Annotated in this window: 8 protein-coding genes; 3 read left to right on the top strand and 5 right to left on the bottom strand. The window is 72.6% G+C overall.

Annotated elements, in window-relative coordinates; genetic code table 11:
* Positions 1 to 39 precede the first annotated feature (39 nt).
* On the bottom strand, positions 40 to 552 hold the full coding sequence (locus tag AB0N03_RS32520) for a DinB family protein (protein ID WP_364379573.1): 513 nt from the start codon (positions 550 to 552) through the stop codon (positions 40 to 42).
* A gap of 44 nt (positions 553 to 596) precedes the next feature.
* Between AB0N03_RS32520 and AB0N03_RS32515 the strand changes: the two genes are divergently transcribed.
* Genes AB0N03_RS32515 through AB0N03_RS32505 form a run of 3 tightly spaced genes read left to right on the top strand, consistent with a single transcriptional unit; the run spans position 597 to position 4,929 of the window.
* The gene (locus AB0N03_RS32515; RefSeq protein WP_364379570.1) at positions 597 to 1,457 is read left to right on the top strand and encodes a hypothetical protein; all 861 of its coding nucleotides are present in this window, start codon (positions 597 to 599) and stop codon (positions 1,455 to 1,457) included.
* Between the two features lie 53 nt (positions 1,458 to 1,510).
* Positions 1,511 to 3,181, top strand: a complete 1,671-nt coding sequence (locus tag AB0N03_RS32510) for an ABC transporter ATP-binding protein (RefSeq protein ID WP_364379567.1) — start codon at positions 1,511 to 1,513, stop codon at positions 3,179 to 3,181.
* Entirely contained in the window at positions 3,178 to 4,929 is a 1,752-nt protein-coding gene (locus tag AB0N03_RS32505) for an ABC transporter ATP-binding protein (protein WP_364379564.1), read from the top strand. Before AB0N03_RS32510 ends, AB0N03_RS32505 begins: the two co-directional genes overlap by 4 nt.
* Before the next feature lie 453 nt (positions 4,930 to 5,382).
* On the opposite strand, the gene AB0N03_RS32500 is transcribed toward AB0N03_RS32505, so the two are convergent.
* From AB0N03_RS32500 to AB0N03_RS32485, 4 genes are all read right to left on the bottom strand, one after another.
* The gene (locus AB0N03_RS32500) at positions 5,383 to 5,592 is read right to left on the bottom strand and encodes an MbtH family protein (RefSeq protein WP_364379561.1); all 210 of its coding nucleotides are present in this window, start codon (positions 5,590 to 5,592) and stop codon (positions 5,383 to 5,385) included.
* An 11-nt stretch (positions 5,593 to 5,603) separates the two neighbouring features.
* Positions 5,604 to 6,626 carry an ABC transporter substrate-binding protein gene (locus tag AB0N03_RS32495; RefSeq protein ID WP_364379558.1) on the bottom strand — a complete coding sequence of 341 codons (1,023 nt, stop codon included), beginning with the start codon at positions 6,624 to 6,626 and terminating at the stop codon, positions 5,604 to 5,606.
* Positions 6,627 to 6,723: 97 nt separating this feature from the next.
* Positions 6,724 to 7,134 (bottom strand): aspartate 1-decarboxylase, encoded by a 411-nt coding sequence (gene panD, locus AB0N03_RS32490; protein WP_364379556.1) that lies wholly within the window; start codon positions 7,132 to 7,134, stop codon positions 6,724 to 6,726.
* Positions 7,135 to 7,136: 2 nt separating this feature from the next.
* Positions 7,137 to 25,214, bottom strand: coding sequence for an amino acid adenylation domain-containing protein (locus AB0N03_RS32485; protein ID WP_364379553.1), 18,078 nt, complete (start codon positions 25,212 to 25,214; stop codon positions 7,137 to 7,139).
* Positions 25,215 to 25,234: the final 20 nt, after the last annotated feature.

The following is a 25,234-nucleotide window of genomic DNA, read 5'->3' as shown; positions in this document are numbered from 1 at the left end:
CCACGAACCCAGGTTAGCCGGGCGTGTCACGCGAATTTCTCACTCGCCCACCTCCCCGTCGGCCAGCTCCCGCAGCAGGTCCAGGTGCCCCACGTGCCGCGCCGTCTCCTGCACGACGTGCGCCACCACCCACCGGACCGTGAACTCCGACCGCCGCCGCGTCCGGTCGTCGGGGCCCAGCCGGCGCAACGACTTCTCCGACCGCGCCCACTCGGCCTTGTACACCGCCACCACCGAGGCCGGGGTGTCGCCGGGCGACAAGTCCCAACTCGGATCCGGCGACCCCGCCCACAGCGACGGCAGGTCCGCTCCCCCGGCCTCGATCGACAGCCACCACCGCTCGACCGCCGTCAGGTGCTTCACCACCCCCAGCGCGCTCAACCGCGGCGACGTCGAGAACGGCGTGGCCGCGGCCGACTCCACCGGCAGGCCCGCCAGCTTGTTCACCGCCGTCGCGCGGAGGAACTGCAGGAAGTCCAGCTGCAGGCGCAGCTCGTCCCACGCCAGCCGGGCCGGCCAGGTGCGCCGCGTCTTCGAACTCGTGTTCGACATGACCGGAACGTACCCCACGGGTCCGACAAAATAGAGTGATCGGCATGTGGTGGGGACTTCTGTGCGCCCTCGGCGCGGCGATCGCGTACGGCGTGGCTTCGGTGATGCAGTCGGTCGCCGCCCAGGCGACCGAAGACACCGGCGCCGGCGGGGTCGACCCGAAGCTGCTCGTCCGCGTGCTCGGCCAGTGGAAGTTCGTGGTCGGCCTCTCGCTGGACGTCCTCGGGTTCGTCGCGCAGATCGCCGCCCTGCACGTCCTGCCGCTGTTCGTCGTGCAGGCCGCGCTCGCCGCCAGCCTCGCCGTGACCGCCGTCGCCGCCCGGTTCCTCGGGGTCCGGCTCGGCACCCGGGAGTGGACGGCCGTGGCCGTCGTGTGCGCCGGGCTCGGGCTGCTCGGCGCGGCCGCCGAGAGCGAGGGCTCGGATCCGGTCGGGCTCGGCTTCCGGCTCGGGTTGATCGGCGCGGTCGTCGTGCTGGCCGGCGCCGGAATCGCAGCCGGCAAGGCGAGCCGGCACATCAGGACGCCGGCGCTCGGGCTCGTCGCCGGCCTCAGCTTCGGCGTCGTCGCCATCGCCGGCCGCATCATCCCCAGCCTCGCCCCGCTGGACCTGCTCACCGACCCGGCCACCTACACCGTCGCCGTGGCGGGCGGGATGGCGATGCTGTTCTACGCGACGGCGTTGCAACGCGGCAGCGTCACCACGAGCACCGCGATGATGGTGCTCGGCGAGACCGTCTTCCCGTCGCTGGTCGGGGTGGTCGTCCTCGGCGACCGGACCCGGCCCGGGTTCGCCGTCGTCGCGATCGCCGGGTTCGCCCTCGCGGTGGCCGCCGCGCTCGCGCTGGCCCGCTTCGGAGAACCGGCGACCGACGGAAATGAGACGAAGCCGACCGTATTCCCGTAACTTCTTTACTTAGACTAGCCTTACCTATCCACGACGGGGACAGGGAGGCGCGGGTGAGCACGACCGGACGGGAAGTCCTCCGCCGTTCGATCACCGGGCAACGACGATCAGTGAGCCTCGCGGCGCTGCTGACGGCGTGCCACCAGGGCGGCGAAGCGCTGGTGCCGGTGGTGATCGGGGTGGTGATCGACCAGGCCGTCGCGGGTGGCTCGGCGGGCACGCTGATCTTCTGGCTGGTGGTGCTGGGCGTGCTGTTCGCCGCGCTGTCGACCAGCTACCGCCTCGGCGCCCGCTTCGGTGAGCGCGCCGCCGAACGCGCCGCCCACGACCTGCGCCTCGACGTCGGACGCCGGGTGCTGCACCCCGGCGGCGGCGCCGAAGCCGGCAACCTCGCGGGCGAACTCGTCAGCATCGGGACGTCGGACGCGAAGCGGGTCGGCCAGGTCAACGGCGTGCTGCCGTTCGGTGTCGCCGGGCTGGCCGGCCTGCTGGTCAGCGCCGTCGTGCTGCTGACCATGAGCATCCCGCTCGGCCTGCTGGTGCTGCTCGGCACGCCGCCGATGCTGTACCTGGCGCACCTGATCGGCAAGCCGCTCGAGCGCCGCAGCGAGGCCGAACAGGAGCGATCCGCGTTCGCCTCCGGCATCGCCACCGACCTCGTCGCCGGGCTGCGCGTGCTCAAGGGCGTCGGCGCCGAACGCGCCGCCGTCGACCGCTACCGCCGCACCAGCCAGGACTCGCTCAAGGCCACCCTGCGCGCCGCGCGCGCCCAGGCCTGGCACAACGGCGCGCTGCTCGCGCTGACCGGCATCTTCATCGCCGTCGTCGCGCTCGTCGGCGGGAACCTCGCGGCGGCGGGCGACATCAGCGTCGGCGACCTCGTCGCCGCGGTCGGCCTGGCGCAGTACCTGATCACGCCGTTCTCGATCTTCTCGTGGGTCAACGGCGAACTCGCCCAGGGCCGCGCGTCGGCCGCACGCATCGCCGACGTGCTGAACGCGCCGCCCGCCGTCGACACCGGCGAAGCGACGCTCCCGATGCCGGCCGCGGGTCACGTCCGGCTGTCCGCGCTCAGCCGGGGCGCGCTGCGCGACGTCGACTTCGAAGTCCGCCCGGGCGAACTGCTCGGCGTCGTCGCCACCGACCCGGCCGCCGCGACCGACCTCCTGGACTGCCTCGGCCGCGCCGCCGACCCCGCGACCGGCTCGGTGTCGGTCGACGCGGTCGACCTGTCCACTGTGGACCCGAGCCGGGTCCGCGAGGTGGTCCTGGTGGCCGCGCACGACGCGGACCTGTTCGCCGGGACCGTCGCCGAGAACTTCGCCACCGGGCCGCTCACCGAAGAAGCGATGACCGCGGCCGCCGTCGACGAGGTGGCCGGCGCGCTGCCCGACGGCGTCGCGACCGAAGTCACCGAACGCGGGCGGTCGCTCTCGGGTGGGCAGCGCCAGCGGGTCGCGCTCGCCCGCGCGCTCGCCGTCGACGCGCCGGTGCTCGTCCTGCACGACCCGACGACCGCCGTCGACACCGTCACCGAGGCCCGCATCGCCGCGGGCCTGGCCGAACTGCGGCGCGGCCGCACGACCATCCTCGTGACCACCAGCCCGGCGCTGCTCGCCGCGACCGACCGCGTCGTCCTCCTCGACGACGGGCGGATCGCGGGCGAAGGCAGCCACGCCGAGCTGGCCGGTCGCGCCGACTACCGGGCGGCGGTGCTGTCATGACCCGTGAACTCCTCCCCGTGGCCGACGGCCGCCGGATCCGCGCCGCCGTCGGCGAGCTCGTCGGCCGGTCGAAGGGCCGCGCCGCGGCCGCGTTCACGATGCTGGTCGCGGCCACCGCGATCGGGCTGTTCACCGCGCCGCTGCTCGGCCGGGTCGTCGACCTCGTCGCGACGCGGCGGCCGGCGGCCGAGCTGCTCACGCCGGTCGTCGCGCTGGTCCTCGTCGCGGTGGGCCAGGCGATCGCGACCGCGATCGGCGTGTCGCTGGTCGCGCGGCTGGGCGAGACGATCCTGGCCGAGCTGCGCGAACGCTTCGTCGAGCGGGCACTCGGGCTGCCGCTCGACCAGCTCGAGCGCGCCGGGTCCGGCGACCTCACCACCCGCGTGACGAACGACGTCTCGGTCGTCGCGGAAGGCGTCCGGCAGGCGCTGCCCGAGCTGGGCCGCTCGGTGCTGACGGTCGTGCTGACCCTCGGCGCGCTGGCCGTGCTGGACTGGCGGTTCTTGCTGGCCGCACTGGTCGCCGTGCCGATCCAGCTGTGGACCGTGCGGTGGTACGTGCCGCGCGCGAAGCCGCTGTACGCGAGCCAGCGCGAGGCCGTCGGCGCGCAGCAACAGCAGCTGCTGGACACCATCGGCGGCGCGAAGACCGTTCGGGCGTTCCGGCTCGCGGACACGCACTTGGACCGGGTGCGGACGCGGTCCGACACGGCCGTCGACCTGGCGCTGCGCGGGATCCGGCTGGTGACGCGGTTCTACGCGCGGCTCAACCTGGCGGAGTTCGTCGGGCTGTCGGCCGTGCTGGCGGTGGGGTTCCTGCTGGTCGGGGCGGACGCGGTGACGGTCGGCGTGGCGACCGCCGCGGCGCTGTACTTCCACAGCCTGTTCGGGCCGATCACGACGGCACTGGCCCTGGTCGACGACGCGCAAGCGGCCGCGGCCGGTCTGGCGCGGCTGATCGGCGTCGCGGACCTGCCCGCCGAGGAGTCGCCTTCGCAGCCGGCGCGGCCGGTGGACGCGTCGGTGAAGACGGCGGCGGCCGGTTACTCCTATGTGGACGGTCACCCGGTGCTGCGCGACGTCGACCTCGGCGTCGCGGCCGGGGAACGGGTGGCACTGGTCGGCGCGAGCGGGGCCGGGAAGACGACGCTGGCCAAGCTGATCGCCGGAATCCACCGGCCCTCTTCGGGTTCGGTGACGCTCGGCGGAGTGGCGCTGGAAGAACTCGGCCCGGAGGCGACGCGCCGGACCGTCGCGCTGATCAGCCAGGAGGTCCACGTCTTCGCCGGACCGCTGGCCGAAGACCTCCGCCTCGCGTGCCCGTCGGCGTCGGACGCGGACCTGCGGGCGGCGCTGGCGAAGGTGGGCGCACTGTCCTGGGTGGACAGTCTGCCGTCCGGGCTCGCCACGGTGGTCGGCGAAGGTGGCCACCAGCTGACGGTGACCCAGGCGCAGCAGCTGGCGCTGGTCCGGCTGGTGCTGGCCGACCCGCCGATCGCGATCCTCGACGAGGCGACGGCGGAGGCGGGCAGCGCGGGTTCGCGGGTCCTCGAGGCAGCGGCCGCGGCAGCGTTGGAAGGACGGACGGCGTTGGTGGTGGCCCACCGCCTGACCCAGGCGGCGGCGTCCGACCGGATCGTGGTCCTCGACGCGGGCGCGGTGGTCGAGTCCGGCACGCACGACGAGCTGGTGGCGGCCGGCGGTCAGTACGCGAAGCTGTGGGCGGCCTGGTCCGGCCAGCGCGCCTGATCCATGAGGGGCACCCTCATCGCTTTTAAGTCCAGGGCTCCAGCAAGTCGGTGGCCGGGTCCTGCTCGGCGGTCTTCCGGCGGCATCGGCGGACGCGGTGGCGTCCTGAATGAGTCATTCAAGACCTTTGGCGCACTACAGGCGCCCCGAACCGTGACGACTTTGCCGGAGCCCTGCCACAAGACGTCAGGAAAGGGTCGTTCATGTCGCTGGACGACAGGAAAGAGTCGTTCATGACGTCGCCAACCCCCGCCAAACGTCCCCAATGACTCATTCGGGACCTCCGGCGCCCCCAATGACTCATTCGCGACACCCGACTCCGCGCGCGGCGGCGACTTTGCCGGAGCCCTGGCTTTTAAGTCCATGAGGGTGCCCCTCATGACCCGCTCCCCGAGCCGGACATGCGAAAAGCGCCGGGAGCGAGTGAGCTCCCGGCGCTTTTCTCGGAGAAGGTCAGTTGTCCATGGCGTCGGCCAGGGACTTGGGCCGCATGTCCGTCCAGTTCGCTTCCACGTGGTCCAGGCACTCCTGACGCCCCGACGGGCCGAACGCGACCGTCCAGCCGGCCGGGACGTCCACGAACTCCGGCCACAGGCTGTGCTGGTTCTCGGCGTTCACCAGCACCAGGTACGTACCGGACGGGTCTTCGAACGGGTTGGTCATGCCAGGCCTCCTCAGGCGGTGATGTCCGTGCGGGCGCCCTTGACGACCTCGGTCAGCTTCTGGATGACCGGGGCCGCGAGCACCGGGTTGAACCGGGGTTCGGTCGACCAGTCGGCGAGCTGGTTCGCCTTGACCGCCGGCAGCTGCGCCCACGTCGGGATCGCCGCCAGCTGCGGGCGTGACAGCGCGTACGTGCGGCTGTCGGTCAGGATCAGGTCGGCCGGGTACTTGCCGGCCTGCTCCCAGCTGAGGGTCTCGAAGTAGTCGTCCGTGCCGGCGCCGTTGATGATGTCCAGGCCCAGGTCGCGGTAGTACGCCAGGTCGGCGAAGAACTCCGGCTTGCAGACGTACAGGTTGTCCTTGTCGCTCGACACCACGAGCACCTTGAGGCCGGGCTTGGCCTTGATCGCGGCTTTCAGGTCGTCGGACGCCTTCCGGAAGTCGTCCTTGCCCTTCTTGATGGCGTCGGAGTTCGCGTCGCCGCCCAGCGCCACCGCGAGCTGCTCGTAGCGCTCGATCACCTTCGGCAGCGTGACCTTGTACTCCGAGAGCGCGATGATCGGCGCGATCGCCTGCACCTTGGGGCCGAGGTCGTCCTTGAGCACCCACAGGTCGGTCGGCTTGGCGCCGGTGAGGCCGGTGATCACCAGGTCCGGCTTGGTCGCGGCGAACTTCTCCATGCTGAAGTCGTCCCACGCGTTGCCGATCGACGTCACGGCGTTCAGGTCGATGTTGCCGGCCTGGATCTCCTTGCCGCCGTCGGCCGTCTTCTGCGGGCCGAACACGCCGGCCGGGCGGACGCCGTAGTCCCACAGCGCGGCGGCGGAGCTGACGTAGGCCACGACCCGGGCCGGACGCTGGTCGCGCGACGCCTTCTGCCCGCGGTCGTCGGTGAACTCCCAGGGGCCCGAGGACGCCGGGGCGGCCTGGTCGTCGCTGCTGCCACACGCGGTGAGGACCACGGTCGCCGCGAGGCCACCCGTCCCGATCAGGAAACCACGCCGGCTGAGCCCGGCACCTTGAAACACGGACATGAGAACCTCTCGCCAGACTTTAGGATAGGCACACCTTATTTAGGGCAGCCTGCCAAAAGCAACCACCGCAACCGTCCTGTGTCCACCCCCACGCACGTCAGCTCCGGCCCGAGAGCTGGGCTTCCGCGCCTGGAACCGGCTCGGCGGGGTCGTGTCCCAGGTGGACCTGGCGGTTGTCCGCGTCCACGTGCACCACGCGCGGCCGGTGCCCGGCGCGCTCGACCTCGTCGACCTGGGCGTAGGTGATGATGATGACGAGGTCGCCGTGGTGCACGAGGTGCGCGGCCGCGCCGTTGACGCCGATGACGCCGGTGCCCGGCTCGCCGGTGATGGCGTAGGTCTCCAGCCGGGCGCCGTTGGTGATGTCGACGACCTGGACCCGTTCGCCTTCGACGATGTCCGCGGCGGCCATCAGGTCCGCGTCGATGGTCAGCGAGCCGACGTAGTGCAGGTCGGCCTGGGTGACGGTGGCCCGGTGGATCTTGGCGTTCATCAAGGTGCGGTGCACGTCTACCTCGTGTCTCGGGTCAACAGCGCGGCGAGGCCGGCCGCCGTGGGGGTACGGAAGAACTCGGCGATCGGGAGCTCGGTCCCGAGCCGCTCGGTGATCCGGTTGCGCAGGACCACCAGCAGCATGGAATGCCCGCCGAGGGCGAACAGGTCGTCGTCGGCGCCGATGGCGGCGACGTCCAGCACCTCCGCGAAGACTTCGCAGAGGGTCTTCTCCAGGGGTGTTTCGGGTGCCCGGCCGCGGGTCTCGAACTCGGGCACCGGCAGGGCCGCCTTGTCGAGCTTCCCGTTGGGCGTCACGGGGAACGCGTCGAGCGGGACGATCGCCGCGGGCACCATGTACTCCGGCAGCGACCGGGCCACGAACTCCCGCAGCCGCGCGGGATCCGCCGTCGCCGGGGTCGTGTAGGCGACCAGCCGCTTGTCCCGATCTTCGCGGACGACGACGAGCGCCTGCTCCACGTCGTCGTGGCGCGCCAGTGCCGTCTCGATCTCGCCAGGTTCGATCCGAAAGCCGCGGATCTTGACCTGGTCGTCGGTGCGGCCGAGGTACTCGAGCTGCCCGTCGGGCCGCCACCGCACCAGGTCGCCGGTGCGGTACATCCGCTCCCCCGGCGGCCCGAACGGGTCGGCGACGAACCGGTCCGCGGTCAGCGCGGCACGCTCGTGGTAGCCGCGGGCCAGCCCGGCGCCGGCCAGGTACAGCTCGCCGGGCACGCCGGCCGGGACGGGGCTCAGGCCGCCGTCGAGGACGTACGCCCGTGCGTTGTGCACCGGACGCCCGACCACCGGCCGGTCGGCGTCCGCGAACCGCCCGACCAGAGCGTCCACTGTGGCTTCGGTGGGACCGTAGAGGTTGTACGCCTCGGTTCCCGGCATCGACCGCAGCGACTCCCACAGCGTCTGGGACACCGCTTCGCCACCGACGCCGACGACGCCAAGGGCGCACTCGCCGTCTTCCACGACCCCGGCCGCGGCCAGCTGCGCGAAGTGCGACGGCGTGAGCTCCAGGAAGTCGAGCCCGCGCTCGCGCACCACCGCGGCGAGGCGGTCGGGGTCACGGCGCGTGTCGTCGTCGACGACGTGCACCTCGTGCCCGTCGAGCATCCACAGCTGCGGCTGCCAGGAGGCGTCGAAGAAGAACGCCCACGCGTGCCCGACCCGCAGCCGTCGCCCGCCCGCGGCGGCCACCGCCGGGCGGTAGAGCGTCTCGCGGTGGCTGTGGAACAGGTTCACCAGCCCGGAATGCGGGATGACGACGCCCTTCGGCTTGCCCGTGGAACCGGACGTGTAGAGCACGTACGCCGGGTTCGCGGGCGAGGGCGGAGTCAGCGCAGTGGCACTGTCCACAATGTCCTCGACGAACAGCGCGCCGGGAGCCGGCGAGGCCAAGGCACGGCTGGTCAGCACCAAAGTCGCAGCGGCGTCGGCGAGGATCGCCGAGATCCGGTCCGCCGGCTGGTCCGGGTCCACCGGCAGATAGGCGGCGCCCGTCTTCAACACGCCGAAGATCGCCTCGACGACCGCCGCCGACCGCGGCAGCACCAAAGCGACGATCCGCTCGGGACCGGCGCCGTGCGCTGCCAGCCATCGGGCCAGCCGGTCGGTCCTCGCCGCGAATTCGGCGAAAGTCACGCTGCCGGAAGCGTCGCTCAGCGCCGCCGCAGCCGGCGTCGCCGCCACCTGCGCGGCCAGCCGATCGACGACCGTCGGCGCGGACGTCGTCAGCGGTGCACCACGACCCCACTCGGCGACGATCCGGTGCCGCTCGGCCGCGTCCAGGACGTCGATCCGGCTCAGCGGCCGGTCCGGGTCCGCGACGACCGCCGTCATCAGCCGCACCAGGCGCTCGGTGAGCGTCCGGGCGGCCGGCTCGTCGAAGAGGTCGAGACTGAACTCGAGGTCGCCTTCGAGTCCGCCGGGGGTTTCCACCAGGTCGAACGACAGGTCGAACTTCGCCTGCCGCAGCCCGGTGTCGCGGTAGGACGCGTCGAGGCCGAGCAGCCGTTCCGGCTCCGAATCCGAGTGGTAGACCGCGAGCATGACCTGGAACAACGGGTGCCGGGCCAGGGACCGGGCCGGGTTGAGCAGCTCGACGAGGTGCTCGAACGGCAGGTCCTGGTGGGCGTACGCGGCGAGGTCGGCCTCGCGGACGCGGTCCAGGAGCTCCCGGAACGTCGGGTCGCCGGCGGTGTCGGTGCGCAGGACCAAGGTGTTGACGAAGAACCCGGCGAGGTCCTCCAGCGCGTGGTCGGTGCGGCCGGCGACCGGCGTGCCGAGCGGGATGTCGGTGCCCGCGCCGAGCCGGGTGAGCAGCGCCGCGAGGACCGCCTGGAGCACCATGAACGTGCTGGTGTCGCTGCGGTGGGCCAGGTCCCGTAGTCCACGGTGGACGTCGGCGGGCACGGTGAACGGCACGGCGGCGCCGCGGTTCGTCGAGCGCGCCGGGCGTGGCCGGTCGGCCGGGAGCGCCAGCTCGTCGGGGACGCCGGCGAGGGTGTCCCGCCAGAACGCCGCCTGGCGGCCGAGGAGGCTGTCCGGGTCGTCGGCGCGACCGAACATCTCGCGCTGCCACAGCGTGTAGTCCGCGTACTGCACCGGCAGCGCCGTCCACTGCGGACGCTCACCGCGAAGCCGCGCGGCATATGCGGTGTCGAGGTCCCGCTTCAGGGGCGGCAGTGACCAGCCGTCGCCGGCGATGTGGTGCACGAGCAGCACGAACACGTGCCGGTCGGGTCCGGCCGAGACGAGCGTCGCGCGGACCGGGATCTCGGCGTCGAGGGTGAAGCAGTACGACGCCGCCGCGGTGACGCTCTCGTCGAGGTCCGCCGCCGCCTCGGTGACCAGTACCGGTCGCGCGCGGTCGTCACCCGCCGCCAGGACCACCTGCGACGGCGTGCCCTGCTCCTCGACCAGGATCGTCCGCAGGACCTCGTGCCGGGCGACGACGTCGCCGAGCGCGGCCCGCAGTGCGTCGGCGTCGACCGGTCCGGTCAGTTCCCACGCCCACGGGATGTTGTAGGTCGCGCTCAACCCGTCGAGGCGGTCGAGGAACCACAGCCGCTGCTGGGCGAACGACAGCGGCAGCACCTCGGGTCGCTCGACCGGCACCAGCGCGGGACGGCTTTGCCGACCCGGGTCGAGCAGTTCCGCCAGGCGGGCCGGGGTCGGCGCGTCGAACACCGCCCGGATCGGGACCTCGACGCCGAGCAGCGCGCGAATCCGGCTGACCAGCCGCGTCGCCAGCAGCGAATGCCCGCCGAGGGTGAAGAACCCGTCGTCCGGGCCGACGCGCGGAACGCCGAGGACGTCGGCGAAGAGGTCGCACAGCGCCTGCTCGGCCGGGGTCCGCGCCACCCGCCCGGAGGTCCGGATCTCCGGGTCGGGCAGGGCGGCGCGGTCGAGCTTGCCGTTGGCGTTCACCGGCAGCTCCGGCAGCACCACGACGGCCGAGGGCACCAGGTACCCGGGCAGCCGCTCGGTGAGTGACGCGCGCAGCGCGGCGGGGTCGGCGCTGTCGCCGGACGGCACGACATAGGCGATCAAGCTGGTCGAACGGGCGATCACGGCCGCGCGCGCCACCGAGGCGTCGGCCGTCAGCACGGCTTCGACTTCGCCCGGCTCGACGCGGAACCCGCGGATCTTGATCTGCTGGTCCGCCCGGCCGAGGAACACGAGAGCGCCGTCCGGACGTCGCCGGACGAGGTCGCCGGTGCGGTACATCCGCTCCCCCGCCTCGAACGGCGACGCGACGAACCGTTCCGCGGTCAGCGCCGGCCGGCCGAGGTAGCCCCGCGCGAGCCCGGCGCCCGCCAGGTACAGCTCACCGCGGACGCCCGGCGGCACCGGCCGAAGGGCCGCGTCGAGGACGTGCGCGCGGGTGTTCGCGACCGGGCGTCCGATGGCCACCGGCCCGCAGACCTGGGCCAGGCTGTCGCCCGCGACTTCGGAACAGCCGTACAGGTTGACCAGCTTCGCCGACGGCCACCGCCGTGCCACCTTGTCGGCCAGAGCAGCAGAAAGCGGCTCACCGCTGGTGATCCAGGTGGTCACCGAGGCGAACGCGTCGGACAGGACGTCCTCGGCGAAGCTGTCGAGAAGGCTCGGAACGACGGTCAGCACCTGGGCGCCGGACGTCCGCACGAGTTCGGCGAGCGCATGCGGGTCGGTGGCCGTCGCGTCGTCGGCGAGGACCACCGGGTCGCCCGCGACGAGCCCGCCGAGCAGCTCGGTCGAGCCGTCGATGAACGTCAGCGCGCTCTTCGCCACGCGCACGCCTTCGGCGACGTCCCGGCCCCAGTGCAGCCGGTTGGCCAGCGCGCGCTGGGTCCCGGCGACCGCCTTCGGACGCCCCGTGGAACCGGACGTGAAGATCACGTACGCCGGGTTCTCCGGGCTGATCGACGGCCACGCCGGTTCGGGCCCGGTGTCGCCGGGCCGGACCAACCGATCGCCGAAGCCTTCGTCGGCGACGACCAGGTGCGGGTCGCCGTCGGTGAGCATCAGCTCGACGCGCTCGGCCGGGTGGTTCAGGTCGAGGGGCAGGTAGGCGGCGCCGGTCTTGAGCACCGCGAGGAGCGCGACGACCAGGTCGGCCGACCGCGGCAGCGCGACGGCCACCACCCGCTCCGGCCCCGCACCCCGCGCGAGCAATGCCCGGGCGAGCGTCGTCGCGCGGCCGTCCAGCTCGGCGTACGTGAGGCGCTCGGAGCCGAACACCAGCGCCGTGGCGTCCGGGGTCCGGGCCACTTGGGCCGCGAACAGCTCGGACGTCGTCTCCGCGGGAAGGCGCGTGGCGGGGTCGGCCGCGAGCTGGTCGTGCTCGGCGTCGGTGAGCAGGTCGATCGCGCCGATCCGCGTGTCCGGGTCGCTCACGGCGGCTCGCAGCAACACCCGGAGCCGGTCGAGGATCGCTTCGACACTCGCGCGATCGAAGACGTCGCTGTTGTACTCGGCCGTGCCGCGGATCCCGGCTCGGTGGCCGGGTCGCTCGCCGACGAAGAACGTCAGGTCGGCGCGGGCGGTGCCGGTGCGGACCGGTTCCTCCGCGACGGTCAGGCCGGGCAGCGCGAGCTCGGCGACGGCGTTGTTCTGCCAGGCCAGCATCGTCTGGAACAGCGGGTGGTACGCCAGTGACCGCACCGGGTTCAGCGCCTCGACCAGCCGCTCGAACGGCACGTCTTGGTGGGCGTAGGCATCCAGGCTGCGGTCCCGCACGCGGGCGACGAGGTCGCGGAACGACGGGTCGCCGCCAGTGTCGACGCGCAGCACCAACGTGTTCACGAAAAAGCCGACGAGGTCGTCGAGAGCCTGGTCGGTCCGGCCGGCGATGGACGTGCCGAGCGGGATGTCGGTGCCCGCGCCCAGCCGGGTGAGCACGGCGGTGAGCCCAGCGTGCACGACCATGAACACGCTGGCGCCGCAGGCACGGGCCAATTCGACGAGTCCACTATGGAGCTCGGCGTCCCAGCCGAACGCGAACTGCTCGCCCCGGTAGGACGATTCCACTGGGTGCGGCCGGTCGGTCGGCAGCTCGATGCGTTCGGGCAGGTCCGCCAGTGCGTCCCGCCAGTAGGCCAGCTGCGGTTCGATGACCGGCTCGCCGAGGACGTCCCAGTGCCACAGCGTGTAGTCCGCGTACTGCACCGGCAGCGGAGTCCACTGAGGAGCGTCTCCGGCCTGCCGGGCGGTGTAAGCCGTCGCGAGGTCACGCCACAGCGGCGCGGTCGACCAGCCGTCGGAGGCGATGTGGTGGAACACCAGCACGAGGACGTGCTCACGCGCACCCAGCCGGAGCAACTCGGCCCGCAGTGGGATCTCCGACTCCAGCTCGAACACCGTCCGGGCCGCCTCGGACACCGCGTCGGCGAGCGTGGTCTCGGTGACCGTGCGGGTCGGCAGCGCGATCGTGACGTCGTCGAGGATCCGCTGGCGGGCTTCGCCGTCGATCTCGGGGAAGACCGTGCGCAGGGCTTCGTGGCGTTCGACCACATCGTCCAGTGCGGTGCGCAGCGCGGAGACGTCGAGGTCGCCGGTCAGCCGGACCGCCGTCGGCATGTTGTACGTCGCCGACGCGCCCTCCAGGCGGTGGAGGAACCACAGCCGCTGCTGGGCGAACGACAGCGGCAGCACGTCCGGCCGCGGCTCGACCCGTTCCAGCGCGGGCCGGGCGGCCGAGGCGTCCGAAGTGGACAGCAACGCGGCGAGGCCGGCGACGGTCGGCGTCTCGAACACCGACCGCACCTGCAGCTCGACGCCGAACACCGAGCGCAGCCGTGCGACGAGCCGTGTCGCCATGAGCGAGTGCCCGCCCAGGGCGAAGAAGTCGTCGTCGACCCCGGTGGACGCGGTGTCGAGGACCTCGGCGAACAGTCCGCAGAGGACTTCCTCGACCGGCGTCCGCGGCGCCCGGCCGGCGGTGACGGCCTGCTTGTCCGGGCTCGGCAGCGCCCGCCGGTCGAGCTTGCCCGAGGCGAGCAGCGGCAGCCGGTCGAGGACGACGAACGCCGAGGGCACCATGTACTGCGGCAGCCGATCGCGGACGTGCGTGCGCAGGGCCGAGACCAGGGCGCCGGTGTCGCGCTGCCCGGCCGGGTGGTTGCCCAGGGTGCCGAGCGCGGCCCGGACCGGCTTCCCGCGATGGATCCGCGTCGGCTCGCCGGTGGTGAACACGACTTCGAGCATGCCTTGCTGCGCCGGTGCCGCGTACACGCGATAACCGAGGTCTCGCAGCTTCTCGATGTCCACTCCGGACGGCTCCGCGTCCAGAGCGGACAGTGCCGCATCAGCGTCGCCCTCGGCGAGCGCCGCGACCGCGGCCAGCTCACCGGACAGCCGCGCGTCCGGCACACCGGTAACCCGAAGCCGCCCCGGACGCTCGGCCAGCAGCCACTTCAGCTCGTCGAGACTGGTGAACGAAACGACGGTTTCCTCGACCGGCGCCGGCTTGGGCACCTTCCGCAGGACGACGTCGTAGCGGTGCCGGGTCAGCTCGTTGTGCGCCTGACCGCGCTTCACCCAGAGGTCGACGTCGTCGAAGCCGTCCAGCTCGCGGGCCAGCGCGCCGAAGAAGTCCGGGTCCAGCACGAGTTCGCCCTCGCGCGCGATGGCATGGTCGACCGCCGCCGCGTCCCGACGGCCGTGACGCAGTTCGGTCGCCGTCCGGAACGCGCGAAGCGAGCGCAGGTTCCGGATGTCGCCCAGGAAGATCACCCCGCCCGGCCGGACCCGCGCGGCGGCGGTGCGGACGATCTCGGCGAGGTAGTCGACGCTCGGGAAGTACTGCGCGACCGAGTTGATGATGACGGTGTCGAACGGCTCGTCGGGCAGGTCGCCGAGGTCGTGCGCGGGGCGGGCCGCCACGTGGACCTTGTCCGCGAACGGTGTCCCCGCGAGTTCGCGCCGCAGGTTCGCGATGGCCTTCTCGGACAGGTCGACGCCCCAGTACGTCTCGGCGTCCGGCGCGATCCGGGACAGGATCAGGCCGCTGCCGACGCCGATTTCGAGGACCCGCTTCGGCTGGAGGGAACGGATCCGCTCGATCGTCGCCGCGTGCCACTCGCGCATCTCGTCGAGGGGGATCTCGGTGCCGTCGTAGCTGGAGTTCCAGCCGGTGAAGTTCTCCTCCAGCCCACCGGACGCCGCTTCGGTGAAGACGTTCTCGTGCAGCTCGCGCCACTCGCCGACGTGGTCCAGCTCCGCCTCTTCGTCGCGGCCGGCGGCCGGGACGGCGTAGGCGATGAGCCGGCCGTCCTGCGCGAGGACGACGGCCTGCCCGACGGCCGGGTGCTCGGTGAGCACGGCCTCGATCTCGCCCGGTTCGATGCGGTAGCCGCGGATCTTGACCTGGTCGTCCGCGCGGCCGAGGAACACCAGCCGTCCGTCCGGCAGCCACTTCACCAGGTCGCCGGTGCGGTAGAGCCGGCCGCCCGAGCCGAACGGGTCCGCGACGAAGCGTTCCGACGTCAGCGCGGCGCGCCCGAGGTACCCGCGGGCCAGGCCCGAGCCGGCGAGGTACAGCTCCCCCACCACGCCGGGCGGGACCGGCCGCAGCCCGGCGTCGAGCACGTACGCCCGGGTGCCGGGGTCGGGAATGCCGATCGGGACGACCGTCGCGTCCGCCAGCTCGACGGGGTCGCTCTCGCCGAGCGTCGAGTTGGTCGTCGCCTCGGTCGGGCCGTAGGCGTTGAACATCCGGCGGCCGGGCGCCCACCGCCGGATCAGGTCCGGCGACACGCGCTCGGTACCGGCCAGCAGGACGCTGTCGCGCGGGAGGTCGCAGTCCGCCGGCATGGCGTCGAGCAGCGCGGGCGGGAGGATCATGAAGTCCACGGCGTGCTGGTGCGCGTACTCGGTCAGCGCGGGACCGGCGACCCGGCGCTCGGCCGGGACCACGACGAGGCGGCCGCCGGAGAGCAGGCCGAGGCAGAGGTCCCAGAACGCGACGTCGAAGCTCGGCGACGCGAACTGCAGCACCCGGCTGTGCGGCCCGATCCCGAACCGTTCGACCTGAGTGGCGACCAGCTTCGCGACGCCCGAATGCTGGAGGACGACACCCTTCGGCCGTCCGGAAGAACCGGACGTGTAGATCACGTAAGCCGCGTTCTCCGGCTTCACCACAACGGCGGGGTCCTCTGTGGACATTCCACCGAGGGCCGGGTCGTCAAGGAGCACGCGAAGAACGTCCGCGGGGAGTTTCGCGTTGATCTCGCGGGTCGTCACGACGCAGACCGGGCGGGCGTCCTCGACCATGAAGGTGATCCGGTCGCCGGGGTAGTCGACGTCGATCGGCAGGTAGGCGGCGCCGGCCTTGAGCACGGCCAGCTCCGCGACGATCATGTCGACCGACCGCGGAACGGCCAGCGCAACCACGCGTTCCGGCCCGGCACCGCGCTCGAGGAGCAGGTGCGCCAGCCGGTTGGCCCGGGCGTTGACCTCGGCATACGTCAGCTCGACGTCTTCGAAGACGAGCGCGACGGCGTCCGGCGCTTCGGCCACGCGGCGGGCGAACAGGCCGGGGAACGTCTCGGTGCCCGCCGGTTCCAGCGACCCGGCCCACTCCGTCAGAACCCGGTCGCGCTCGTCGCCGTCGAGGAGGTCCAGTGCGCCGACCGGGCGGTCCGGCTCGGCCAGTGCCGCGCGCAGCAGCACTTCGAGGCGACGCAGGATCGCGTCGGCGCCCGGGTGGTCGAAGACGTCGGCGTTGAACTCCAGGACGCCCGCGATCCCGGCGTCGCGCTCGGTCAGGGAGATCGCCAGGTCGAACTTGGACGTCCCGGTGGTCACTGGGATTTCGGTGACGGTCAGGCCGGGCAGGGTGACGTCGGCGCGGGTGTTGTTCTGCCCGGCGATCATCACTTGGAAGAGCGGGTGGTAGGACAGCGACCGCGCCGGGTTGAGCACTTCGACCAGGCGCTCGAACGGGACGTCCTGGTTGGCGTACGCGTCGAGGTTGCGCTCACGGACCCGCGCGACGAGGTCGCGGAACGACGGCTCGCCACCGGTGTCGACGCGCAGCACGAGGGTGTTGACGAAGAACCCGACGAGGTCGTCGAGGGCCTGGTCGGTCCGGCCCGCGATGGGCGAGCCGATCGGGACGTCGGGGCCCGCGCCCAGCCGGGTGAGCAGGGCGGCCAGCGCCGAGTGGACGACCATGAACACGCTCGCGCCGGACTCCCGCGCCAGCTCCGTGAGCCGGGCGTGGAGCTGCGCGTCCCAGGTGAAGGTGTGCAGCTCGCCGCGGAAGGTCGCGGACGCCGGGTGCGGCCGGTCCAGGGGCAGCTCGATGCGGTCGGGCAGGCCGTCCAGGGTGTCGCGCCAGTAGGCCAGCTGGGTGCCGAGCACGCTGTCCGGGTCGTCCTCGGCGCCGAGGAGATCCTGGTGCCACAGCGTGTAGTCCGCGTACTGCACCGGCAGCGGCGTCCACTGTGGAGTCTCTCCGGCGCGCCGGGCCGCGTAGGCCGTGGCGATGTCGCGCCACAGCGGGGCCATCGACCAGCCGTCGGAGGCGATGTGGTGGAACACCAGCGCCAAGACGTGCTCACGCTCGGCCAGCCGAAGCAGCTCCACGCGCATCGGCGCGTGGCGTTCCAGGTCGAACGAGCCGCGGACGAGACCGGTCAGGGCGGTGTCGAGATCAATGACGTCCCGGACCGGCAGGTCGACCTCACCGGCGGGGAGGATGTCCTGGTACGGGACGCCGTCGTGCTGTGGGAACCGGGTCCGCAACGCCTCGTGGCGGGCGACCACGTCGGACAGTGCGGTGCGCAGCGCCTCGACGTCGACCTCGCCGTCCAGGCGCATGATCAGCGGGACGTTGTAGGTGGCCGACGGGCCTTCGAGGTGGTGCAGGAACCACAGCCGCTGCTGCGCGCCGGACAGCGGCACCAGCGCGGGCCGGTCCATCGGGGCCAGCTCGGGCCGGGCGGCCCCGGTTCCGGCGCCGACCAGCGCGGCGAGTCCGGCCGCCGTGGGAGTCTCGAACACCGACCGGACTTCCAGCTCCGCGTTGAGCGTCGTGCGGATGCGGGCGATCAGCCGGGTGGCCAGCAGCGAATGGCCGCCGAGGGCGAAGAAGCTGTCGTCCGGGCCGACCCGCGGGAGACCGAGGACGTCGGCGAACAGCTCGCACAGCTGCCGCTCGACGGGCGTGCGCGGCTCGCGGCCGGACGTCGGCGCGACCGGGTCCGGCGACGGCAGCGCGCGGCGGTCGAGCTTGCCGTTGGCCGTCACCGGGAGCGCGTCGAGGACGACGATCGCCGACGGGACCATGTGCTCCGGCAGCCGGTCGGCGGCGAGGGTCCGCAGGTCGGCGGGGAGGGTGCTGATCCGGCGGAAGCGGCCCGGGTTGCCGGTGTAGGACAGCAGCGGGCCGGTCCCCGGCCGGAAGGCGCCGGCGGGGTCCCCGGTCGTGAAGAGGACGTCGACCGAGCCGTCGCCCTCGGCGGACCAGGTGACGACCGTGTGGTAGCCGTGCGCGTCACCGAATTCGTACCAGTCTTCAGGGTTCACCCCGCCCGGCGCGGTGCGGCCGTTCGGAACGCCGGAAATCCGGCTTGGACCGGCGACATCGTCCACAGTGGAAAGATCGGTGCCCCACACGAGTGCGGGGACCTCGGGTGCCACGGCTGAGCCGGGGCGCAGGACCACGTCGTAGCGGTATCGGGTCAGCTCGTTGACCGCCCGGCCGCGCTTGACCCGGATGTCCGCGGCGACCCCGGGGAGCCCGGCGAAGAATTCGGGCGCGACGAGGAGTTCCTTCTCCCGCAAAAGGTTCTGCTCGGCGTCGCCCCCGCGCGTTTCGGTCACCGCCGTGTGGAAGGCGCGGACCTGGCGCAGGTCGCGGACGTCGCCGACGAACAGTGACCCACCCGGCGCGAGTAGCTCGAGGGCGTTGCGCAGCACCTCCAGCAAGTACGTCCCGCTCGGGAAGTACTGGACGACGGAGTTGAGCACGATGGTGTCGAAGAACCCGGACGGCAGCCCGGACAGGTCCGCGGCGTCGCCGGTACGCAGTTCGACGTGATCGGCGAGCGCGGGGTCGGCCTCGACCCGGCGGCTCAGCGACGCGATGACCTCGGCGGAGAAGTCGGTGCCCCAGTACGTCTCGCACTGCGGGGCCAACTCGGTCAGCAGCAGGCCGGTGCCGACGCCGATCTCCAGCACCCGCTTCGGCTTCAGCGACCGGATCCGCGTGACGATGGCGTCTCGCCACTCCCGCATCTCGGCCCGGGGAATCGGGTCGCCGGTGTAGCTGGAGTTCCAGCCGGCGAACTCGTCCTCGGCACCCGAGTACATCGAGTCGTACAGCTCGCGCCACTCGCCGACCTGGTCGGTCTCGTCGGCGGACGAGCCGGCGGTGTCGGCGGGCACGACGTACCCGACCAGGCGGACGTCACCCGGCCGATCCTCCCGGGCCACGACCACGGCGTGGGCGACGTCGTCGTGCGTGGCGAGGGTCGCGGCGATCTCGCCGGGCTCGACGCGGAAGCCGCGGATCTTGATCTGCTCGTCGCCGCGGCCGAGGAATTCGAGGACGCCGTCCGGGCGGAAGCGGGCGAGGTCGCCGGTGCGGTACATCCGGGCGCCGGGCGCGCCGAACGGGTCGGCGACGAACCGCTCCGCGCTGAGCCCCGCGCGGCCGAGGTAGCCGCGGGCCAGCTGGACGCCGGCGAGGTACAGCTCGCCGGCGGTGCCGGGCGGCACCGGGCGCAAGGCGGCGTCGAGGACGTAGGTCCGGGTGTTCCACACCGGACGTCCGATCGGGACAGTAGTGTCCTCTGCGGACGCCCGCCAGGACGTGACGTCGATCGAGGCTTCGGTGGGGCCGTAGAGGTTGTGCAGCTCGGCGTCGAGGACCTGGCCGAACTGGACGACCGCGTCGGCCGGCAGGGCTTCGCCGCTGCACAGGACCCGGCGCAGGCTCGTGCACTCCCCCGCGGCCGGCTCCTGCAGGAACACCTGAAGCATCGACGGGACGAAGTGGACGGTCGTGACCCCGCGCTCGCGGATCAGCCGGGCGAGGTAGGTGGGGTCCTGGTGGCCGTCCGGCCGGGCGACGACCTCGGTGGCGCCGGTGATCAGCGGCCAGAGGAACTCCCACACGGAGACGTCGAAGCTGGACGGCGTCTTCTGCAGGACGCGGTCGGCGCCGGTCAGGCCGTACTCGTCCTGCATCCAGAGCAGCCGGTTGACGATGCCCGCGTGCGGCACGACGACGCCCTTGGGCCGGCCGGTCGAGCCGGAGGTGTAGATGACGTACGCGGGGTTTTCCGGCCGCGACACGACATCGAGCGGCGCCTCCGAAACGCCGTCGAGGAGTTCCGGGTCGTCCAGGCGGACTGCGTGCGGCAGGTCATCGCCGGTCGCCAGGACCAGCGCCGGAGCGGCGTCCTCGAGCATGAAGGCGATGCGCTCGGCCGGGTAGCCCGGGTCGAGCGGCAGGTAGACCGCGCCGGTCTTGAGCACGGCGAGGATGGCCATGACCAGGTGCGTCGAACGTGGCAGCGCCAGGGCGACGACGCGCTCGGGCCCGGCGCCCCGCTCGGCCAGCACGCGGGCGAGGCGGTTCGAGACGGCGTCCAGCTCGGCGTAGGTCAGCTCCTCGTCTTCGAAGACGAGCGCCGTCGCGTCCGGCGTCCGCGCGACCTGTGCGGCGAACAGCTCGGGCACCGTGACCGCAGGGACGTCTTGGACGGGCCCCGACCAGACCGCGGGCAGGGCGTCGCGTTCCGCCGGGGTGAGGACGTCGAGAGTGCCGAGCCGGCGGTCCGGCGCGGAGACGACCTGGCGCAGCAGGACTTCGAGCCGGTCGAGCAGGCCGGTCACCGTGGCGTGGTCGAAGACCTCGGCGTTGAACTCGGCCTGGCCGTGGATGCCGTCGGCGCGTTCGGTGAGGGAGAACCAGAGGTCGAACTTGGCCGTGCCGGTGCCGACGGGCCGTTCGGTGACGGTCAGCCCGGGCAGCTCGACGCCGGCGCCGGGGGTGTTCTGCCAGGCGAGCATGGTCTGGAACAACGGGTGGTGGGCCAGGGACCGCGCCGGGTTCAGCGCTTCGACGAGGCGCTCGAACGGGACGTCCTGATGGGCGTAAGCGTCCAGGCTCCGCTCGCGTACGCGCGCCACGAGGTCGCGGAACGACGGGTCGCCGTCGGTGTCGACCCGCAGGACCAGGGTGTTGACGAAAAACCCGACGAGGTCGTCGAGGGCCGGGTCGGTCCGGCCGGCGATCGGGGTGCCGATCGGGATGTCGGTGCCGCCGCCGAGCCGCGACAGCAGGGCGGTCAGGCCCGCGTGCACGACCATGAACGGGCTCGCGCCGCACGCCCGGGCCAGGTCGGTCAGCCCGGCCTGCAGGCCGGCGTCCCAGGCGAAGGTGAAGAACTCGCCGCGGTAGGCCGACACCGCCGGGTGCGGCCGGTCGAGCGGGAGCGGGAGCCGCTCGGGCAGGCCGTCGAGCGCCGTGCGCCAGTAGTCGAGCTGGACGGTCTCCTCCGTCTCCAGGAGAGCACGCTGCCAGAGCGTGTAGTCCGCGTACTGCACCGGAAGCGGCGGCCACTCGGGAGCTTCCCCGCGCAGCCGGGCGCGGTAGGCCGCGGCGATGTCCCGCCAGAGCGGGGCCAGCGACCAGCCGTCGGCGGCGATGTGGTGCACGACGAGGACCAGCACGTGCCGCCGCGCGTCGACGGTCAGCAGCTCGGCCCGCACCGGAACACCGGCGCGGAGGTCGAACACCCCGCGGACAAGACCGTCCACTTCGGAGTCCACATCGGACTCCAGGATCTCCCGGACGGCCAGGTCGACGGTGGCCGTGTCCAAGACTTGCTGGTACGGCACGCCGTCGGCGGTCGGGAACACCGTGCGCAGTGCCTCATGCCGGTCGAGGATGTCGTGCAACGCGGTCCGCAACGCCTCGACGTCCAGCTCGCCGGTGAGCCGCATGACGAGCGGGACGTTGTAGGTCGCCGACCCGCCTTCCAGGCCGTGCAGGAACCAGAGCCGCTGCTGTGCGAACGACAGCGGCAGCCGCTCGGGACGTTCGGTGACACCGGTGAGCCGCCGCCGCTCGGTGCCGCTCACCGCCCCGGCCAGGAGTTCCGCCAACGCGGCGGGGGTCGGCGCGTCGAACACCGCGCGCACCGGCACTTCGGCGCCGACTGCCGCGCGGATCCGCTGGATCAGCCGCGTCGCCAGCAGGGAATGGCCGCCCAGGGCGAAGAAGTCGTCGTCGGGTCCGGCCTGCGGGAGGCCGAGGACGTCGGCGAACATCTCGCAGAGCAGCTGTTCGACGGGGTTGCGCGGCGCGCGGCCCGGCCCGGCGGTGAACCGTTCCGGGCTCGGCAGGGCCTTGCGGTCGAGCTTGCCGGAGGCGAGCACCGGCAGCTTGTCCAGCACGACGAACGCCGACGGCACCATGTACCGCGGCAGCCGGTCCCGGACGTGCGCGCGCAGCGACGCCACCAGCGCGCCGGTCTCCCGCCGGGCCGCCGGATTGTTGGCGTAGGACGCGGGCACGCCCGCCTGCCGGACCGGGCGGTAGGCCGCGGGGCCGTCCTCCCCCCTCGAGAAGACGGCCTCGAGCCCGCCGCTCTCGGCGGCCCAGGTCACCGCCACGCGGTAACCGGCCCGGTCACCGAGCCCGTGCAGGGCCTCCGGGTCGACACCGTCGCGGCGGTCGAGCAGGGTCGACGCCTGCGGGTCACCCGCGTCCAGGGCGCGCACCGCCGCCAGCTCACCGGACAGCCGGGCGTCCGGGATCCCGGTCACCCGCAGCCGTTCCGGCTTCTCGGCGGCCAGGAACCGTTCCACCGAGCCGAGATCACCGAAGGCGACCACCTGCTCGCCGGCCGCGGCCGGCTTCGGCGCCTTCCGCAGGACGACGTCGTAGCGGTGCCGGGTCAGCTCGTTGTGCGCTTCGCCGCGCTTGACCCAGAGGTCGACGTCGTCGAAGCCGTCCAGGCCGCGGGCCAGGGCCGGGAAGAAGTCCGGGTCGAGGACGAGCTCGCCTTCGCGGGCGATGGCCTGGTCGACGGCCGCGACGTCACCGCGGTCGTGCCGCAGCTCGACAGCGGTGCGAAAGGCCCGCAACGACCGGAGGTTGCGGATGTCGCCGAGGAAGATCGTGCCGCCGGGTTTCACCAGACCGGCGGCCGTGCGGACGACCTCGGCGAGGTAGTCCGCGCTCGGGAAGTACTGCGCGACGGAGTTGATGATCACGGTGTCGAACGGCTCGTCCGGCAGGTCGCCCAGGTCGTGTGCCGGGCGGGCGGCGAGGTGCAGCCGCCCGGCGAAGGGCGTCGCGCCGACCTCGCGCCGGACGTTCTCGATCGCGCTCTCGGAAAGGTCGACGCCCCAGTACGTCTCGGCGTCCGGCGCGATCCGCGAGAGGATCAGCCCCGACCCGACACCGATCTCCAGCACCCGCTTCGGCCGCAGCGAACGGATCCGCTCGATCGTCGCCGCGTGCCACTCGCGCATCTGGGCGAGGGGGATGTCGGAGCCGTCGTAGCTGGAGTTCCAGCCGGCGAAGTTCTCCTCGATACCGGTGGACCCGGCGAGCATCTCCTCGTGGACGGCGTGCCACTCCTCGACGTGCCCCTGCTCGGCCGCCTGGTCGCGGTCGGGCACCGGCACGGCGTAGGCGACGAGCTGCCCGTCCTGCGCGACGACGACCGACTGGCCGACGCGCGGGTGCTCGGCGAGCACCGATTCGATCTCGCCGAGTTCGATGCGGTAGCCGCGGATCTTGACCTGGTCGTCGGCCCGGCCCAGGAACACTAGCCGGCCGTCCGGCAGCCACTTCACCAGGTCACCGGTGCGATAGAGGCGGCCGCCCGAACCGAAGGGGTCGGCCACGAACCGCTCCGCCGTCAGCCCCGGCCGCCCGAGGTACCCGCGCGCCAAACCGGATCCGGCGAGGTACAGCTCGCCCACGAGGCCGACCGGCACCGGCGCGAGGGACGCGTCGAGGACGTACGCACGCGTGCCGGGGTCCGGGACGCCGATCGGCACGGCCGAACCGGGCGCGATCTCCGGGTCGCAGAGCCCGAGCGTCGAGTTGGTCGTGGCCTCGGTCGGGCCGTAGGCGTTGAACATCCGGCGCCCCGGCGCCCATCGGCGCACCAGCTCCGGCGACACCCGCTCGGTGCCGGCCAGCAGCACGCTGTCACGCGGCAGGTCGCAGTCGTCGGGGAACTCCGCGAGCAGCGCGGGCGGCAGGATCATGAAGTCGACGCCCTTGGCGTGCGCGTAATCGGCCAGCTCCGGGCCGGGCACCCGCCGCCCGGCGGGGACGACCACCAGGCGCCCACCGGAAAGCAGGCCGAGGCACAGGTCCCAGAACGCGACGTCGAAGCTCGGCGACGCGAACTGCAGCACCCGGCTGTGCGGGCCGACGCCGAAGCGTTCCGACTGTGTCGCGACGAGCTTCGCGACACCGGCGTGGGACACCACGACGCCCTTGGGCCGGCCGGTGGAGCCGGACGTGTAGATGACGTAGGCCGCGTTCGCCGGGACGATCGCCGCGGCCGGGTCCGTGTCCAGTCCCGCGCCGAGGTCGAGTTCGTCGAGGAGCAGGACGTCGCTGTCGAAGCGCTCGGCGAGGTCGGTCGTGGTCAGCACGCACACCGGGCGGGCGTCGGTGACCATGAACGCGATCCGCTCGGCCGGGTAGTCCGGGTCCAGCGGCAGGTACGCGGCCCCGGCCTTGAGCACAGCCAGCTCGGCCACGATCATCTCGACCGAGCGGGGCACGGCGAGCGCGACCACCCGTTCCGGCCCGGCTCCGCGCCCGATCAGGACGTGGGCGAGCCGGTTCGCGCGCGCGTCCAGCTCGGCGTAGGTCAGTTCCTCGTCTTCGAAGACGAGCGCGACGGCGTCCGGCGCTTCCCGGACGCGGAGGGCGAACAGCTCCGGCAGGGTCGACAGCGGCGTGTCGAGGCCGGTGTCGTTCCAGTCTTCGAGGATCCGGCGCAGTTCCGGCTCCGGCACCAGGTCCAGGCGCTCGACCGGCCACTGTGGACGATCTAGCGCATCGGCCAGCAGGTGCTCGACGTGGCCGAGCATGCGGCCCGCTGTGGACTCGTCGAGGACGTCGGCGCGGTAGTCGACGACGAGAGTTTCGCCCTCGACACTCAGGTTCAGATCCAACGGCAGGTCCGTTTCGGCACCGAAGCCGACGTTGACGAGCACCGATCCCCCGCGCCCGCGCTCGGGCTCCAGTTCGGCGACCAGCTCATCGAAGGGGACTCGGTGGGTCAGTGCCTCTTCGCGCGCCATACGCACGCGCGCGACAACGTCCGCGAAACCGGGCGAGCCACCGAGGTCGACCCGCAGGGGTACCAGCGAGCCGATGCCGAGCAGCACATCGGCGGTTCCCGCGTACCGGGACAGCAGCACCGTGAAGGCGGCGAGGAGGGTCAGCTCGTCAGCCGCCGGCCGCGGCCGGGTCAGCCGGGCCGGGACGGGCTCCGCCGGGTACGGCCGGTCGACCGGCAGCGCGAGCTCCTTCGGCGCCGAGGCGAGGCGGTCACGCCAGAATCCGAGCTCCGCCACCTGCTGCACAGCGTCACCGTTGCTCACCGGTAGACCAGCCTCCCGCT

It is taken from the genome of Amycolatopsis sp. NPDC051061, from assembly GCF_040682935.1.
Classification (GTDB): domain Bacteria; phylum Actinomycetota; class Actinomycetes; order Mycobacteriales; family Pseudonocardiaceae; genus Amycolatopsis.
This window is presented reverse-complemented; position numbering and strand designations above follow the sequence as displayed.